The following is a 15,271-nucleotide window of genomic DNA, read 5'->3' on the forward strand; positions in this document are numbered from 1 at the left end:
TTTGGCATGGTAAAAAACACTATCTCCACTAAAGAAATAGCCTTTATTTTTCAATTTGTTGGTTAGTTTTATAGATTCACTTTCTCTATTGTGTCGAAATGCTGCATCTATTTATAGTCAGCCATAATTGAGAGGCATAAATCAGAATGATATACAGTTTGCCAATTCATAGTTGTCAGACTGACTAGCAGAGATACTTATGAGCATACCGGCGCCCGCCCTGAAAAAGGGATTTGATATTCTGGATCTCGTATCCCGGCAGCCAGGTATTGGTTTTACTGAAATCAGAAATACACTTTCTCTGCCTAAAAGCAGTGCCCATGTGTTGTTGCGCTCCCTCAGTGAGATTGGGGCTTTGGCCCAGCAGCCAGATGGCGGTTATGTATTGGGGCTGCGTCTGTTTGAGCTTGGTTCAATCGCCGCTGCCCAGAGGAATATTTCAGATGTTGCGGTGCCTTATTTACGGCAGTTGGCACATGAAGTGCAGTTAACTTGTCACCTCGGTGTTCGGGAAGGCGATGAGGCCGTCTATCTGGCAAAACTCGAATGTCAGCAACCAATCCGCATCAGTTCGTGGGCAGGGAAACGCGTTTCATTACACAGCTCATCACTTGGAAAAGCCTTGCTGGCATGGATGCCTGAATATGAGCTTGATGAGATACTTTCACGGTTTGAATGGGTGCAAAAGCTGCCAAAAACAATTCAAGATATCTCGGCTTACAAACAATGTTTAGCAAAGGTTCGGGAGCAGGGATGGGCGATTGATGATGAGGAAGATGTCAGAAACCTCCGCTGTCTGGGTGCGCCCATTCGCGATATGAATGGAAATATAGTTGCAGCAATCAGCGCTGCAGGTACAACATTTCAGATCGATGACAACAGAATAGCCAGTCTGGCAAGCCGACTGCTTGAAGTTGCGCATGAGATATCCGGTGCGCTTGGGTTTTCGGGATATCATCCAGACCGGTAAAAACAGATCAATAACAGGGGGCTGAATACAGGAGTATTCTTGTGACAGCTTTGTTTAATCGTTTAAAGGAAACGAACGCCAAAGAATGGGCCAGTTATGTCGATCATGAATTCATTCGGCAACTGGCGGCTGGTACATTGCCAAAAAAGGCATTCCAGACGTATCTTATTCAGGATTATCTCTTTTTAATACAGTTTGCGCGTGCCAAAGCTCTGGCCGTTTACAAAAGTCAGAACCTGAAAGATATGCATGCTGCTGAGCAGGGACTTGCCGGCATTCTGTCTGAGATGGAGCTGCATGTTCGATTATGTGGCGAGTGGGGGCTTTCCGAGGCTGAGCTTGAGGCAACGCCTGAGCATCCTACAACAATAGCTTATACACGTTATGTTCTTGACTGCGGTGTTTCAGGTGATTTGATTGATCTGCTCGTTGCCTTGTCTCCCTGTGTGATCGGATATGCGGAGATTGCGCGCCGTATCAGGCCAGAGGTTGAAAGCATATCTGGGCACCCATATGCGGAATGGGTCAGTGAATATGCAGGGGATGCCTATCAGACGATTGCCAGAGACACAGAAAACCACCTTGATGAGTTGGCCAAAAAGTATGTAACCGAACAGCGCTTTGCTGATCTTGGCAGAATTTTTGCCACGGCCGCCCGACTGGAGGCTGATTTCTGGCAAATTGGGTTGCGTGCAAGCCAATAATTCAGCTTATTTTTCGTTGAAATCGCGCCTGCGACATTATGTCAATATTCATGGACTAAAGTCGCAATCTGTGGGCTGAACGACCTTAATTCATTGATGTATTTGTAGCGCTGTTATTTTAGCTGTAGATATTTTTTGCAAAATGTCTGAAATGACATAACTTATTGAATAATAATATAATAACTCGTTTCATCTTTGATTGATTTGAAAATCGGATTAATTGATCAGGAAACTCAATTTCTGCAAGCTCTGCTTAGTTCGTACAGTCCGCGTTAATACCTGCGGGCAATCTCACGAGCGCGCACAGGTAGAACCCAAAATTAGTGAAATAGTGAAAATGTGCTGGAGGGCTCATGGTTGCGCTAGTTGGACTGCTTACTATTCTGGCTGTCTTTATAGCTATCTTTAGTAAGAAGGTATCACCAATGGTTGCACTGATTGCAGTGCCGATCATTGCTGCTTTGATACTTGGTGTTTCCCCACCTGTTATTGCTAAATATGCCGTCGGGGGTATTCGAGAAATTGCTCCGACCATTGGTATGTTTGTATTTGCCATCATCTTCTTCGGTGTCATGACTGACGCTGGTATGATGGACCCAATCATCGAGCGCATTCTGCGCACGGTTGGCATGAAGCCAGCGAGAATTACAATGGGTGCAACCCTTCTCGCACTGCTCATCCACCTTGATGGTTCGGGGGCTGTTACATTCCTGATTGCTATTCCGGCCATGCTGCCGCTCTTTGAGCGTCTGCAGATGGATAAGCGTATTTTGGCTCTGGTTGTCTCGCTGGCAGCTGGTGTCAACTTCCTGCCATGGACGGGGCCTGTTCTGCGCTCTGCATCATCCATCAGTAAAGTTGCAGGCCATGAAGTGACGACAATCGATATCTTCACACCACTGATTGCTGTTCAGCTGGTTGGTATCGTCTTCATGTTCGCGGTTGCTTATATCCTCGGTAAGAAGGAAGAGCGCCGCCTCGGTCTCACAGATGCTGGCTTTGAAGCGAGCATTGAAGCATCTGCCAAGATGCGTGAGCTTTCCGAAGCTGAACAGAAAATCCGTCGTCCAAAGCTCTTCTGGGTCAATATCGCCATTACACTGATCGTTCTTGGTACGATGATCTCTGGCTATATCTCACCGACAATCATGTTCATGGTTGGCTGTGTTGTTGCCCTTGTCATCAACTACCCGAACGAGAAGGATCAGAAGGGCCGCGTTGATGCGCATGCCAAGGCTGCGCTGATGATGGCTTCCATCCTGTTTGCTGCCGGTGTCTTCACAGGCATCATGGGCTCAACAAAAATGCTTGCTGAAATGGCTGCCTATGCCGCTAACCATATTCCGGACCACATGGCCCAGCATATGCCGTTCGCTGTTGGTATCGTTTCCATGCCGCTCAGCCTGCTGTTCGACCCGGATTCCTACTACTACGGTGTGATGCCGGTCGTTGCTGAAGTTTACAAGAGCTTCGGTGGTAACCCGATCGAAATCGCTCAGGCTTCTATCCTTGGTCAGATGACAACCGGTTTCCCTGTCAGCCCGCTGACACCGGCAACCTTCCTTGTCGTTGGTCTCACAGGTGTCAGCCTTGCTGATCACCAGAAGTACGCCATTCCGTATCTCTTCGGTGCAACAGTTATCATGACGATTGCTGCTGCTCTTATCGGGATATTCCCCTTCTAAAAACGGGAGAAAGTAACATGAAAACCATTCGTATTGGTTCAGCTGCCGGCTATTCCGGTGACCGTATCGAACCAGCTGTTGAGCTGGCAGAGAAGGGCAATGTACAGTATCTCGTTTTCGAGTGCCTTGCAGAGCGTACTATCGCTATTGCCCAGCAGGCCAAGCTGAATGACCCGACAAAGGGTTATGACGCTCTGCTTGCCGCCCGCATGGAAGCTGTTTTGAAGCAGTGCCATGAAAAGGGTATAAAGATCATCACCAACATGGGAGCGGCCAATCCACAGGCCGCTGCCCAGAAGGTGATCGACATTGCCAAAGCCAAAGGCATCAAGGGCCTCAAAGTCGCATCCGTTTCCGGTGATGACGTGTTCGAGGAACTGAAGGCTGGCGATTACAAGATTATGGAAACCGGCCGTCCGGTTGCCGAAATCTCCAACTCGTTGGTCTCAGCCAACGCTTACATGGGCGTTGAGGGCATTGTTCAGGCGCTCCGCGATGGTGCAGATGTCATCATCACGGGCCGTGTCTCTGATCCATCCCTGTTCCTGGCACCTCAAATCTTCGAATTCGGCTGGTCTGAATCTGATGTCGAGAAGTACGGTCGTGGCGTTGTCACAGGCCATCTGCTCGAATGCGGTGGTCAGATCACCGGTGGTTATTTCGCTGATCCGGGTAAGAAGGATGTTCCGGATCTGGCACGTCTTGGCTTCCCGATTGCCGAGATTTCCGAAGATGGCACAACCATTATCACCAAGGTTGAAGGCTCTGGCGGTATGGTCACACCTGCCACCTGTAAGGAGCAGATGCTGTACGAAATCCATGATACGTACAACTACCTGACACCTGACGTGACGGCAGACTTCACCAAGGTCACATTCACACAGGACGGCAAAGACCGTGTTCGTGTGGAAGGAGCCACAGGCCGTGCCCGCCCGGATACTTACAAGGTGTCCGTCGGTTACATCGACAGCTATGTCGGTGAAGGCCAGATTTCCTACGCAGGTCCAGGCGCTCTTGCCCGCGCCAAGCTTGCACTGGAAATCGTCAAGGAACGCCTCAAGATCATGAACGTCAAAACCAGCGAACTGCGTTTTGACATGATCGGCGTCAATTCCATCCACGGTGACAAGCTCTCGCAGGCTCCAGAGCCTTATGAGGTTCGCATCCGCGTCACGGGTCGTACAGAAGACATGAAGGAAGCTGTGCGCATCGGTAACGAAGTTGAGACCCTCTACACCAACGGCCCGGCCGGTGGTGGCGGTGCAACCAAATCTGCCCGTCAGATCGTTGCCATGGTGTCAGCCCTGATGCCACGTTCCAAGACAGCTCCTGTCGTTGAATATCTGGAGGTTTGATCATGAAACTACACGATATTGCCCACTCCCGCACAGGGGATAAGGGAAATACCTCAAACATTTCCCTGATCGCTTTCGACGAGAAGCACTACCCGCTGCTCGTGAAATACGTCACCGCTGAAAAGGTTCGCGAGTTCTTCTCCGATATCGTCAAAGGTGAAGTCACCCGCATTGAGGTTCCAAACATCGGTGCCCTCAACTTCATCATGCAGGAAGCCCTCGGCGGTGGCGTCACCCGCTCACTGGCGCTCGATGCTCACGGCAAAAGCCTCGGTTCAGCCTTGATGAATATGGAAATTCCGGACGCGTAATAAGCGTTAGGGTACCTATGGGGTTGAAATGAAAAGGGAGGCGAAAGCCTCCCTTTTTATAGTTCACGTAGCGTTTTCTGAAACTCTTTTAAACCTTTGTATATATCGTCTAAACGAGCCTTTGTTGTTGATGGGGCATCAATTGTACTTTGTCCCGGAGATCCTTGTAAGTATGTATGTGCAAGATTATCTCGTATAAGCTTTAAGTTTTTTAATTGAACTTCTAGATGTGTCTTAACAGTAGAATTAACACGAGATTCGATATTTTCGCAATCAACAATTCCAATTAGACTAATCAACATCTTTCTAAAATGTTTCTCGTATTCGAATCCATATGTTTGTTTAACATTAGTTTCTATAAATTTTGTATTTTTGGGAAATTTTACTTTTTTTCTACCATGGGAAAGAATAATCTTATCCATGGAAACTTCTATCCAGCCACATAATTCAAGTATTGCAAGCTTAGAATAGTAAGTGGCTTTTTTAGGGTCACTTTCCCTTCTATACGCTTGGTCTAGATGATTTAGATTTTCTGAAATATATTTTTTAATAACCATTTTATTCAGAAAAAATATCGATTGAGGCGTTTAATCTGGATGCAACTTTCTCTTTTTTCGAAAGCCCTTCAGCAAGATTGGCTTGTGAAATACTTTCATGAGATCTAAGCTTTGAAAAAAGACTTTTGCAATGGGCTTCTGGTGCTTCTTCTAAGTGCTCAAGATTTGAGGCGATACCAATCATTGTTGTTTCTATAATAGTATTGGGAAACCTTGAAACAGGCCGTTCAGTTAAGATTTTTGTGGAAAGGACCGAAACAACACGATTAAATAAAGAAGTATGTCTGTCTATGCAAGATTGTTCTGCATGCCGGTAATCAGCCATATAGTTGTTTAAGAATTTTGATATCGAACCATTATATTGATCTCGTGTATAGTGAAATGCAAAAAATCTTAGAATGGCTTCTTGTTTTGCAAATCTATAATTTTCTTTTTCTTTTAGATTATTAATAAGTCGCCAATCGGGATTTAAGTCTAAATCCCTTAGCATTTGATTGAAGGTTCCTGAATAAATACAATTTCTTATTTCTTGATTATTAAGTTTTATCCCTCCTGAGTTCAAGCGGTGAAATATTGTAAAAAGATATTCATTATGACTTTTCTTTGTAAAGTCACATCTAAGTACATTTACTGGTATTGTTTGATTTTGAACTTTTTGAAAGACCTTGCGTAATTCTGTTCTAGGATTTGCATTCTTAAATGTAATAGGCTTCTGATTATGTAGTATTTCATCTACATCCATTAATTTTGAAAGTTTCCAATCTTCGCAACCTAAAAAACGAATAATAGTTGATATTCTTTGTAAGCCATCAATCACAATCCATTCGTTGTGTTTTGCATCATAAGCAAAACACATGCTTGGAATCGGTAGTTGCTTTATTAGAGAGTCAATAAAGCGGGTCTGATCATTTGAATTCCAGACAACATCCCTTTGAAAATCTGGTTTTATAACCAGATCTTTTTCTTCATACATTCTAAAAAAATCTGCACCAGATCTTAATTCATTATATGCAACAATATCACTCGGTGGGGACTCGTTAGAGTCCTCCATCTCTTGTTCTTCTTTCTCTTGTTTGGCAATTTCATCGAAAAAATCTTGGGTAGAATATTCTACTTCTGTCATTCTAACCTCTTTATAAAGCCTAATCATTATTTAAATCATAAGTTTGGTTAGGATAACTTTTTTCTACTCGAATTAATAGATTAATTTTTCAAAAATATCTGCTTTTGCTTGTGAATGAAATTATAAATGACCTGCCTTACTTAGTTTAATAAATGCATCGTTAGTGATTGCTTTATATGAAATAAACTCATCATCTTTGAGTATAGGGAGCCCAAGCTCCGCAATTAGGGTACGATCTTTTTTACCCCATAAAATAGCTATCTTTTTGGGATTTAATATATCTCTAGCACCGCCATTTTTTCTAATTCGTTTCATATAATCATTCTGTTGAGCTATATCGTGTATACATTGACGTGAAATCGGTACTCCTTGAATTTTCTCAAAGAAAGTAGCTATGCGAAGTGTTCCCTTTCCAGATGATATTATGAAATTTATTTCACTTTCAGGTATTGTTTCCCAAAAATTTTTAGAATATGGATAATCTTTTAATATCCACCAAATATTATTTTTCCCTGTTATTGAAATGCTACGTTTTGAATCTCTATTTTTGCCTACGTTTAAGTATTCAGGTCTTATGTAAATAACTCCAAAGCTACATATGGCTTTTTTTTCGTCGAATTTTGTAAGAATTGCAGGTCTATTATAGCTTTCTAATGGAATGGTCCAATTCTGACCAATAGTATTTTTAATATCAACCTCAACCCCTTCAATAGAGAGATCAAGTATGTTTCCTTTTGGTAGTTTTAGAAGGTTTCTTAGTAAAATCTCTACTTTCGTTCCTAAGTAGGTTTTTTCTGTTTTCTCAAGCTCATCAATCGTGAAACGGTTGGTTCGTGGTGCATCAATCACTTCATCTACGGCTTGTCTGAATATCGGTGGAATTTTGAGTGAAAGCTGATCAATATTACCTACTCTGCCTATAATATAATTTACGATAGGCGAGATAATTTCATAATCTGAGTGTTCGGTATCTAATGGGATCAAGCTCATAATTTAGTATATTAAGAGCTTGAAATTTATATAGTCAATTAGCTGGCTATTGAGCGAACAGAATAATTTTTTCTTGTGGTGAGTGCTAATTTTAGCTGTTTGCCAACCGCTTGCGCAACAGGTGGGGGGAATGCATTTCCTACTTGTCTATAAGCTGCAGTTTTTTTACCTGAGAACTTCCATGAATCATCAAAGCCTTGAATGCGGGCTGCCATTCGGACAGTAAGATAAGGCATTCCAATAAAGTCTTTTTCAGGAGCTTCATTTGCAATAAGCTTCCCATTAACTCCTAGTGAGGCCCAAGCTTTTTTGGCTCGAGTGGGGCCTAAGTCTGGGCCTCCATGCTTTTTGGAGCCGCCAACTAAAGTAGGCGCAATATCATTTGCTTCTTGAGCCCATTTTTTAGCTCCAATCCAGCCTTTCTCAGACATTAAATCAAGTAAAACTTCACCAACTGTAGGGGGATCAAGAGGATGTAAAGCGGGCCATTCAAAGTGTTCTTTTATATCATTTCGAAGGGCTATTATCACGACACGAGGTCTGAGTTGAGGAACGCCAAAATCGGATGCATTAAGTAGCCGCCAATGAGTTTCATAACCTAGCTTTTTCAGTTGTTTCTTAATGTGTGTTCTATAGTCCTCAAAAACAGCATCAAGAAATCCTCTAACATTTTCAATCATTATGGCTTTAGGGCGAATTTCATCAACAAGTCGAATGGCATCGGGAAATAGATTACGTTCGTCCTTTTTTCCAAGTTGTTTTCCTGCAACAGAAAAAGGAGGGCATGGCAGGCCTCCTGCAAGAAGGTCAATACCTTGATATTTTGTACCTTCAAACAATCCTAAGTCAGTTTCCTGAACATTCCAAAAGGGGCGATTAAGGCGTAATGTTTCACAGCAATGTGGGTCAATTTCTACTATGGCATTGTGAGCAAACCCAGCTTTTTCTAAGCCAAGTGCTTGTCCTCCAGCTCCAGCACATAATTCAATAGATGTCAGAGAGTTTTGCATTGCTATATCTACCATTGTTGTGTGAACATATATAGAACGTCTATCCAGTTCAAATTAAATTTTAGTCAAATCACATCAAAATAAAAGGGAGGCGAAGCCTCCCTTTCTATATGAATTAGTACAAGTGAAGAAGCGTATTTTGCCTCACCACCTAACCACAGCCCCGATGTTCCCGTTCCAAGACTGGCGGCCCTTGTTGTCCAGTGAGCGGTTGTAGGCGCCACTGGCAAAGAGGGAGAAGCGGTCTGAAATCTGGAAGGTCATGCCTGCACCGATTTCACCCCAAGTGCCGCCGAGGTTTGAGGGGACAGTGACGCCGTTCAGGCCATAGAGATTGGTGACGGTTGTTTTGCTATCACCCATAAACTCATGCCAGATATTGGTGCGGGCCCAGAGAGTGACTTTCTGGAGAGTGCTTTCATCGGTGTTCCATGTCTTGGCAAGACGGGCGCCGATGCGGCCACGCAGGCTGTCAGTGTTGCTGAAGTAAAAGCGGCCATAGGCATCCGAAGAATTGTCGAATAATATGGTCTGATAGGCAAGCTGGGCCTGAGGTTCAATGATGAGGCCATTGCCAAGGTCAAAGCTGTAACCGGCTTCCAGAGAGGCAATGAAGCCAAACCCGTCAGGCTTGAGTTTCTGGCCGTAAACTGAACTGGCATTAGCGGAATACCACGTGCCCTGAATAACGGCATCGGTGTACCAGTCCTTCCTTTAGTAAATAAAAGTAATAATTATTTATTTTATTATATATTTATAATGTAAAATAAATAAATTTATAATATTCGTATTTTCATTTAATATTTTTATTTTGTAAAATATTGAGAGTGTATTTTAAAGGCTGAAAAGATATTAAACTGGAACGTAACTGTAGGCCAAAGTGCAAACTACACATTGCGGTTTAGTCAGCTGAATATGAGAAACGCTTGTCAAGCAATTGGCTGGGGAACCTGGACTCGAACCAAGACTAACGGAGTCAGAGTCCGTCGTTCTACCATTAAACTATTCCCCACCAAGGCCTGCGCTCAAATGGTTGAAACCGCAAAATCAAGGAGCGCGCCGAAGCGATTTGGAGGGAATAGGTCAGATTTTTGTTTGGGTCAAGGTGTTTTTGACGTTTCCAATGTGTTTTTGACATTCCTCTCACAATCTTGACGTGATACTGCTGGCAAAATCGTTTTTCTGGTTTGTTTAAGAGTTAGGCGTCAATGGTTTCGGATAATGGCCTGTTGCAGATTGAGGGATTGTGCGTTCCTCTGCCTCACGGGCAGGATCGTCATCTTGCTGTTGATGATGTGTCTCTGACACTGAATGCCGGCGAGATGCTGTGTGTCGTTGGCGAATCCGGCTCTGGCAAATCCATGTTGGCCAATGCCGTGATGGGATTGTTGCCTTATTATATGCAGGCAAGTGCCGGGCGTATTCTTTTTAAAGGGCAAAACCTTCTTGAAATGTCTGAAGCCGTGCTGCGCAATAAGCGCGGACAGGCTGTCTCTATGGTTTTTCAGGAGCCGATGTCAGCGCTGAATCCACTCATGCAGGTTGGTGAACAGATTGCTGAAGTCATGGCAGTACATGGGGTGGGCACGGCTCAGAGCCGTGCGTCACGTGTAGTTGAGCTGCTGGAGTATGTGGGGCTGCCAGAACCGCATCAATTGCAGCATGCCTACCCATTTCGGCTTTCAGGTGGACAACGCCAGCGTGTGATGATCGCGATGGCACTGGCTTTGGAACCAGATATTCTCATTGCCGATGAGCCGACAACCGCGCTTGATGTGACAACGCAGGCCCAGATACTCGATCTGATTTGCCGTATTCGTGCAGAGAAGGGGATGGCGGTTTTGTTCATCACCCATGATTTTGGTGTTGTGGCCGATATTGCTGATCGGGTTATTGTCATGGAAGGCGGGCAGATTGTTGAACAGGGAGCTGCTGCTCAGATTCTTAACAGCCCGCAACATCCTTATACCAAGCAGCTCATTGCTGCTGTTCCTCGCCAGAATGCAAAGGTATCTCAGCCGAAAAATCATGAGAGTATTCTGTTGGACGTCCGGAATTTGCATAAAGTTTACCGTGAGACGGGGCTTTTAGGTACACACACGCGGGAAGTTGTTGCGGTTGATGATGTCTCTCTGACTTTACGGAAGAGTGAAACATTAGGACTGGTTGGCGAATCCGGATCCGGTAAGTCAACTCTTGGACGTTGTATTCTGAAGCTGGCTGAAATTGATTCTGGCGAAATTTTACTTAATGGGCAGGATATCGCCCCGATGACGGAAGAGGTTTTCAGGCCTCTACGTAAAAAAGTGCAGATGATTTTTCAGGATCCGTTTTCATCACTTAATCCCCGTCACACCGTTGGCCGGATTATTATGGATGGGCCTTTGGCTCATGGCGCTTCACGATCATCTGCCGAGAGCAAAGCTCGGGAGTTATTATCTCTTGTGGGTCTGGAGCCTTCATCTTTTGAACGTTACCCGCACGAGTTTTCCGGAGGGCAGAGACAACGGGTAGGGATTGCGCGTGCCTTGGCTTTGGAGCCGGAAATTCTGGTCGCGGATGAGGCAGTATCTGCTCTTGATGTTTCTGTACAGGCACAGGTACTGTCACTTTTGCAGCGCCTCCAGCGTCAGCTTGGCATTGCTGTCCTGTTTATCACTCATGATTTACGCATTGCTGCCGAAATATGTGATCGCGTTGCGGTTATGTATCGCGGAAAAATTGTAGAGCAGGGGCAAACAGCTCAGGTCTTTGGTCAGCCGCAGCATGAATATACGCAACGCTTGATTGCTGCCATTCCCGGTGCTGCTTGGGATAATCTGTGACCAGGGCAATAAAAAACAGCCGGTAAAACCGGCTGTTTCTGAAAAATCTTACAGATAAAGATTAGCGCTCTTTGCCATCATAGAGAGGGCGGCCACCTGCGCCAATAACGGGTGGCAGCGAGCTGTTGTAGAATTTATCTGTGTTGCCATAAGCAGGGGAACCAATCATGCCGTCAACGACATAACCTGGGCTCTTCTGGCCATTGTATGTGCTGCCTGGATTCAGGAAGCTCTTCTCTGTTGGGGTGCGAAGCTTTTCAACGCGCTGCTGGGCAGAAGCCGGCATAACAAGCGCCAGAGCTGTCAGGCTCAGAGAAGTAACAAGAGCAACGCGGCCCGCTTTGAAAGTACCGAACAATGTGGACATGACGCCACTCCTTAAAAACAATAAGCCAATCACTAGCATTTACAGCAGGATTACCGGATTTTCACAAAATATAAAAGTGATTCTCCGATAACGCACCCTGTTTTACAGGACAAAAGCATAATGCGGTTTCAATAAGATTAATAAAACCATACTAAATGTCATTAATACCATTAAATAATTAGCCAGATATCGCTGTGCGTAAAGATACCTGTTCAAGGCCTGTGATTTTTTTTGCCCATTTTATCCTCATTAGCGACTTGTCTTTAGAAAATTTCTAATTTATAAATTTTCTAAAGTAAGAAGTTCAGGGAAATGGTTATGGCTACCACGATCAAACTGCCTCACAGAAACATTCATTGTCTCTTTGCTGACAGTTGCAAAGAGCCGGTTTGTAAAGAAGCCGTACATTGTCAGGCTAAAGAGAATGAGCAGAAGCATCATGTCTTTGAGCCAATAGAGTTTGTACGCGTTGCTGTTTCGGTTGTTGCAGCGGCACTGGTCTGGTTTGGTGTATGGGAACCTTTCCCCCATGTCAGCATTATCGGATGCATTGGTCTGGCGTTTGGTGGCTGGCCGATCTTTAAAGAAGCCGTTGAGAATTTGCTTGAGCGGCGCATGACGATGGAATTGTCAATGACAATTGCCATTATCGCGGCCGCAGCCATTTCAGAGTTCTTTACGGCACTTGTCATCATGACCTTTGTTCTGGTTGCTGAAATGCTTGAGGAAATGACGGTTTCCCGCGGTAAAACAGCGATCAAGGATCTGATGGATGTTATTCCAAACGAAGTGACGGTTCGTCGTGGGCAAATTCTGGATACGATTTCACTGGATGATTTGCGGGCAGGGGATATCGTTGTTGTTGCACCCGGTGGGCAGATACCGGTTGATGGTATTGTACGTGATGGTCATTCTTATGTTGATCAGTCCCGTATTACAGGTGAATCCGAGCCGGATGAAAAGACAATTGGTTCTTCTGTCTTTGCCAGCTCAATTTCGAAAACCGGTGCCTTGGAAATTGAAGTTGAGAAGGTTGGTCGGGATACAAGCTTTGGCCGTATCGTTGCCGTTGTAGAGGAAGCCCAGAATTCATCAGCTCCGGTTCAGCGCCTTGCTGACCAGCTTGCGGGTTACCTTGTGTATTTTGCAATGGCGGCAGCTGTTATTACGTATCTGCTGACATGGGATATTCGCAGTACAATTTCAGTGATTATTGTGGCTGGTGCCTGTGGTGTTGCTGCGGGTACACCACTGGCTATTCTCGGTGGTATTGGCCGTTCAGCACGTCTCGGTGCCATTATTAAAGGTGGTGAACACCTTGAAATGCTTGGTAAGATTGATACCGTTGTCATGGATAAGACAGGTACGGTAACGTTTGGTGAGCCACGTATTCTTGGCTTGAGCCTTGCTGATGGTGTGAGTGAAGAACAGCTGCTGACCGTTGCTTCTGCTGCAGAGGTCTGGTCTGAACATCCGCTGGCTAAAGCCATCATTAAGCGTGCAGAAGAGCTCAATATCGTTGTTCAAAAGCCTGATGAGTTTAATTACCAGCCAGGAATGGGCGTAAGCATCACTCTGGATGGTAGCCGGATACACGTTGGTAATCGGAAACTGCTCGTTGCCCATAATATCGACGATACAGAGGCAGAAGCAGCAGAGGCTGCAAATCCGGCAGCATCCGAAATCCATGTGGCTCAGGATGATCGTTATCTTGGCTCTGTTATTGTTGCTGACGTTCTACGCCCCGAGGCTAAGCATGCCATTAAGGCACTGAATAGCATGGGTATCCAGACAATGATCCTCACTGGCGACAGCAAGCGTATCGCTGACGCTATCGCTGAAGAACTGGGTATCTCGACAGTTATCGCAGAGATGCTGCCTGAAGATAAGCTTGCAAAGATTCGTGGACTTGTTGATGACGGTAAAATAGTTGCGATGCTGGGGGATGGCGTCAATGATGCTCCGGCTTTGACAGCTGCAACTGTTGGCGTCGCCATGGGATCCGGTACGGATGTTGCCAAAGAAAGCGCAGATATTGTGTTGTTGGGTAATGATTTGGCAAAATTTGTTGAAACCGTTGAAGTTTCCCGCAAAACACGCCGTACCATCTGGCAGAATTTTGCCGGAACGATTGGTGTGGATACACTTGGTATTTTGCTCGCCGCATTCGGATTTTTAAATCCATTGCTGGCGGCGTTCATCCACGTTTCATCTGAATTGGTGTTTATTTCCAATTCGGCACGGCTTTTGCCAGCCGCCGACCGTCTGAAAAACAGACGTGATAAATAACCACGGCGGAATAAATGCCCGTGGGGGCATAGAAAAAGGGCCGGAGAAGTTCGCTTCTCCGGCCCAAATTTATTTTTATGAAGCTTCTTTGTTTAATGACGAGAGAGGCTGATCAGCGTGTTGTATTCACTAACAGCACTGCGTGCATGATTGTTGAACCATGTGATGTCATTCTTTTCGAGAGACTCACGCGCAGAACGCAGATAGGACAGAAGAGATGCCGGGCGTGACTTCATAGCACTGGCAAAGGTAGGGATATCATCTGCTCCGGCCATATAATCATCAAATTCTCTGACGCTTGCTGCATACTTCTTGATGGCTTCGCTGAAAGACGGAAGGTCAGACTTTGACGATACATTCTGAAGAGCTTCAACAGCCTTCTGAGAGGCCATCAAAATATTCTTCTTCTGCCATTTATATTTTTTGCCTTCAGTCTTCTCCAGATGATTCAGGAACTGAAGGTCAACGTTATCCTTAATTGCTGTCAGCTCTTTATCGAAGGTTTCGCGAAGCGTAACGGCCTCTGTGAAGGCTGCACTAAGGGCCGGATGCATTTCCTTGCCAAGGGCAAACTTGTCATCGGTATAGTCTTTACGATTATAGTAATCGTAGGCTTTCTTCAGGATTGGATCGAGCTTGATAACGGCTTCGGAAAGCTTGACGGCCGTTGTATCGATTGAGCCCATTTTAGGGTCTTGCTTTGAAGCCTCGATGGCTTTTGGAGCTTCTGTTTTGGCAAGGCTATCGGAAACACTATAGAGACCGTAGACAATTTTTTCTTTGCCGGTTGGGCCATCTTTGGATTTAACCCAACTCTTATAACGGCTCCAGGACTGCGAAACGCGGGAAGTCTCGTTATAGAGTTTTGTATAGGCATTAAGCTTTTCAACCCACTCACCGAGCTGTTCTTCAGTCAGATTATCCGGAACAATGGAATTCGTGGAAGCTGCCTGTGTATTTTCCTGGGAAAATACAGGTGAGGCAAAGGTTAATGGTAGAAGTGATGCGCCTACTAACCAGGCGGTAAGAGTCAGTTTTTTCATAAGCTCAGTAGTCCCCTAAATTTATTCGTAATACGATTAGGG

At 45.1% G+C, this 15,271-nt stretch carries 14 protein-coding genes and 1 tRNA gene; 7 read left to right on the top strand and 8 right to left on the bottom strand.

The genetic code is table 11. The features are described from left to right. Nucleotides 1-199 precede the first annotated feature (199 nt). The 5 genes from WJT86_RS05665 (at nucleotide 200) to WJT86_RS05685 (ending at nucleotide 5,025) form a co-directional block, all read left to right on the top strand. The gene (locus WJT86_RS05665; protein ID WP_346336555.1) at nucleotides 200-970 is read left to right on the top strand and encodes an IclR family transcriptional regulator; all 771 of its coding nucleotides are present in this window, start codon (nucleotides 200-202) and stop codon (nucleotides 968-970) included. Between the two features lie 41 nt (nucleotides 971-1,011). Next, on the top strand, nucleotides 1,012-1,674 hold the full coding sequence (gene tenA, locus WJT86_RS05670; protein WP_346336556.1) for a thiaminase II: 663 nt from the start codon (nucleotides 1,012-1,014) through the stop codon (nucleotides 1,672-1,674). A gap of 353 nt (nucleotides 1,675-2,027) precedes the next feature. Further along, nucleotides 2,028-3,359, top strand: coding sequence for a CitMHS family transporter (locus tag WJT86_RS05675; protein ID WP_346336557.1), 1,332 nt, complete (start codon nucleotides 2,028-2,030; stop codon nucleotides 3,357-3,359). 17 nt (nucleotides 3,360-3,376) lie between these two features. Further along, nucleotides 3,377-4,714 (top strand): acyclic terpene utilization AtuA family protein, encoded by a 1,338-nt coding sequence (locus tag WJT86_RS05680; RefSeq protein ID WP_346336558.1) that lies wholly within the window; start codon nucleotides 3,377-3,379, stop codon nucleotides 4,712-4,714. Nucleotides 4,715-4,716: 2 nt separating this feature from the next. Further along, a complete protein-coding gene (locus WJT86_RS05685) occupies nucleotides 4,717-5,025 on the top strand; it encodes an AtuA-related protein (protein ID WP_346336559.1) in 309 nt (102 codons plus the stop codon). Between the two features lie 56 nt (nucleotides 5,026-5,081). On the opposite strand, the gene WJT86_RS05690 is transcribed toward WJT86_RS05685, so the two are convergent. From WJT86_RS05690 to WJT86_RS05715, 6 genes are all read right to left on the bottom strand, one after another. Beyond that, on the bottom strand, nucleotides 5,082-5,582 hold the full coding sequence (locus WJT86_RS05690) for a hypothetical protein (RefSeq protein WP_346336560.1): 501 nt from the start codon (nucleotides 5,580-5,582) through the stop codon (nucleotides 5,082-5,084). Between the two features lies 1 nt (nucleotide 5,583). Further along, nucleotides 5,584-6,705: a DUF262 domain-containing protein gene (locus WJT86_RS05695; RefSeq protein ID WP_346336561.1), complete on the bottom strand. Its 1,122-nt coding sequence runs from the start codon at nucleotides 6,703-6,705 to the stop codon at nucleotides 5,584-5,586. Between the two features lie 120 nt (nucleotides 6,706-6,825). Continuing rightward, a complete protein-coding gene (locus tag WJT86_RS05700) occupies nucleotides 6,826-7,695 on the bottom strand; it encodes a NaeI family type II restriction endonuclease (protein WP_346336562.1) in 870 nt (289 codons plus the stop codon). A gap of 38 nt (nucleotides 7,696-7,733) precedes the next feature. Then, the gene (locus WJT86_RS05705) at nucleotides 7,734-8,705 is read right to left on the bottom strand and encodes a DNA cytosine methyltransferase (protein WP_346336563.1); all 972 of its coding nucleotides are present in this window, start codon (nucleotides 8,703-8,705) and stop codon (nucleotides 7,734-7,736) included. A gap of 144 nt (nucleotides 8,706-8,849) precedes the next feature. After that, a complete protein-coding gene (locus WJT86_RS05710; RefSeq protein ID WP_346337052.1) occupies nucleotides 8,850-9,392 on the bottom strand; it encodes an autotransporter domain-containing protein in 543 nt (180 codons plus the stop codon). Between the two features lie 251 nt (nucleotides 9,393-9,643). Continuing rightward, nucleotides 9,644-9,717 (bottom strand) — tRNA-Gln (locus tag WJT86_RS05715). A gap of 196 nt (nucleotides 9,718-9,913) precedes the next feature. Here WJT86_RS05715 and WJT86_RS05720 point away from each other — a divergent pair. Next, entirely contained in the window at nucleotides 9,914-11,530 is a 1,617-nt protein-coding gene (locus WJT86_RS05720) for an ABC transporter ATP-binding protein (protein WP_346336564.1), read from the top strand. Nucleotides 11,531-11,591: 61 nt separating this feature from the next. Here the strand turns inward: WJT86_RS05720 and WJT86_RS05725 are convergent, their stop codons facing one another. Further along, nucleotides 11,592-11,897 carry a hypothetical protein gene (locus tag WJT86_RS05725; protein WP_346336565.1) on the bottom strand — a complete coding sequence of 102 codons (306 nt, stop codon included), beginning with the start codon at nucleotides 11,895-11,897 and terminating at the stop codon, nucleotides 11,592-11,594. Between the two features lie 318 nt (nucleotides 11,898-12,215). Here WJT86_RS05725 and WJT86_RS05730 point away from each other — a divergent pair, with 318 nt between their 5' ends. Further along, nucleotides 12,216-14,186 carry a heavy metal translocating P-type ATPase gene (locus WJT86_RS05730; RefSeq protein WP_346336566.1) on the top strand — a complete coding sequence of 657 codons (1,971 nt, stop codon included), beginning with the start codon at nucleotides 12,216-12,218 and terminating at the stop codon, nucleotides 14,184-14,186. Between the two features lie 92 nt (nucleotides 14,187-14,278). Here WJT86_RS05730 and WJT86_RS05735 read toward each other — a convergent pair whose 3' ends face one another. Beyond that, on the bottom strand, nucleotides 14,279-15,229 hold the full coding sequence (locus tag WJT86_RS05735; RefSeq protein WP_346336567.1) for a DUF3829 domain-containing protein: 951 nt from the start codon (nucleotides 15,227-15,229) through the stop codon (nucleotides 14,279-14,281). Between the last annotated feature and the right edge of the window lie 42 nt (nucleotides 15,230-15,271).

This window comes from Hohaiivirga grylli (genome assembly GCF_039655745.1).
Taxonomy (GTDB): domain Bacteria; phylum Pseudomonadota; class Alphaproteobacteria; order Rhizobiales; family Beijerinckiaceae; genus Hohaiivirga; species Hohaiivirga grylli.

Bases quoted from the DNA above. Each gene is read 5' to 3' on its own strand.
- WJT86_RS05665 (WP_346336555.1), top strand. From the start codon at position 200: ATGAGCATACCGGCGCCCGCCCTGAAAAAGGGATTTGATATTCTGGAT.
- WJT86_RS05675 (WP_346336557.1), top strand. From the start codon at position 2,028: ATGGTTGCGCTAGTTGGACTGCTTACTATTCTGGCTGTCTTTATAGCT.
- WJT86_RS05680 (WP_346336558.1), top strand. From the start codon at position 3,377: ATGAAAACCATTCGTATTGGTTCAGCTGCCGGCTATTCCGGTGACCGT.
- WJT86_RS05685 (WP_346336559.1), top strand. From the start codon at position 4,717: ATGAAACTACACGATATTGCCCACTCCCGCACAGGGGATAAGGGAAAT.
- WJT86_RS05690 (WP_346336560.1), bottom strand. From the start codon at position 5,582: ATGGTTATTAAAAAATATATTTCAGAAAATCTAAATCATCTAGACCAA.
- WJT86_RS05695 (WP_346336561.1), bottom strand. From the start codon at position 6,705: ATGACAGAAGTAGAATATTCTACCCAAGATTTTTTCGATGAAATTGCC.
- WJT86_RS05700 (WP_346336562.1), bottom strand. From the start codon at position 7,695: ATGAGCTTGATCCCATTAGATACCGAACACTCAGATTATGAAATTATC.
- WJT86_RS05705 (WP_346336563.1), bottom strand. From the start codon at position 8,705: ATGCAAAACTCTCTGACATCTATTGAATTATGTGCTGGAGCTGGAGGA.
- WJT86_RS05720 (WP_346336564.1), top strand. From the start codon at position 9,914: ATGGTTTCGGATAATGGCCTGTTGCAGATTGAGGGATTGTGCGTTCCT.
- WJT86_RS05725 (WP_346336565.1), bottom strand. From the start codon at position 11,897: ATGTCCACATTGTTCGGTACTTTCAAAGCGGGCCGCGTTGCTCTTGTT.
- WJT86_RS05730 (WP_346336566.1), top strand. From the start codon at position 12,216: ATGGCTACCACGATCAAACTGCCTCACAGAAACATTCATTGTCTCTTT.
- WJT86_RS05735 (WP_346336567.1), bottom strand. From the start codon at position 15,229: ATGAAAAAACTGACTCTTACCGCCTGGTTAGTAGGCGCATCACTTCTA.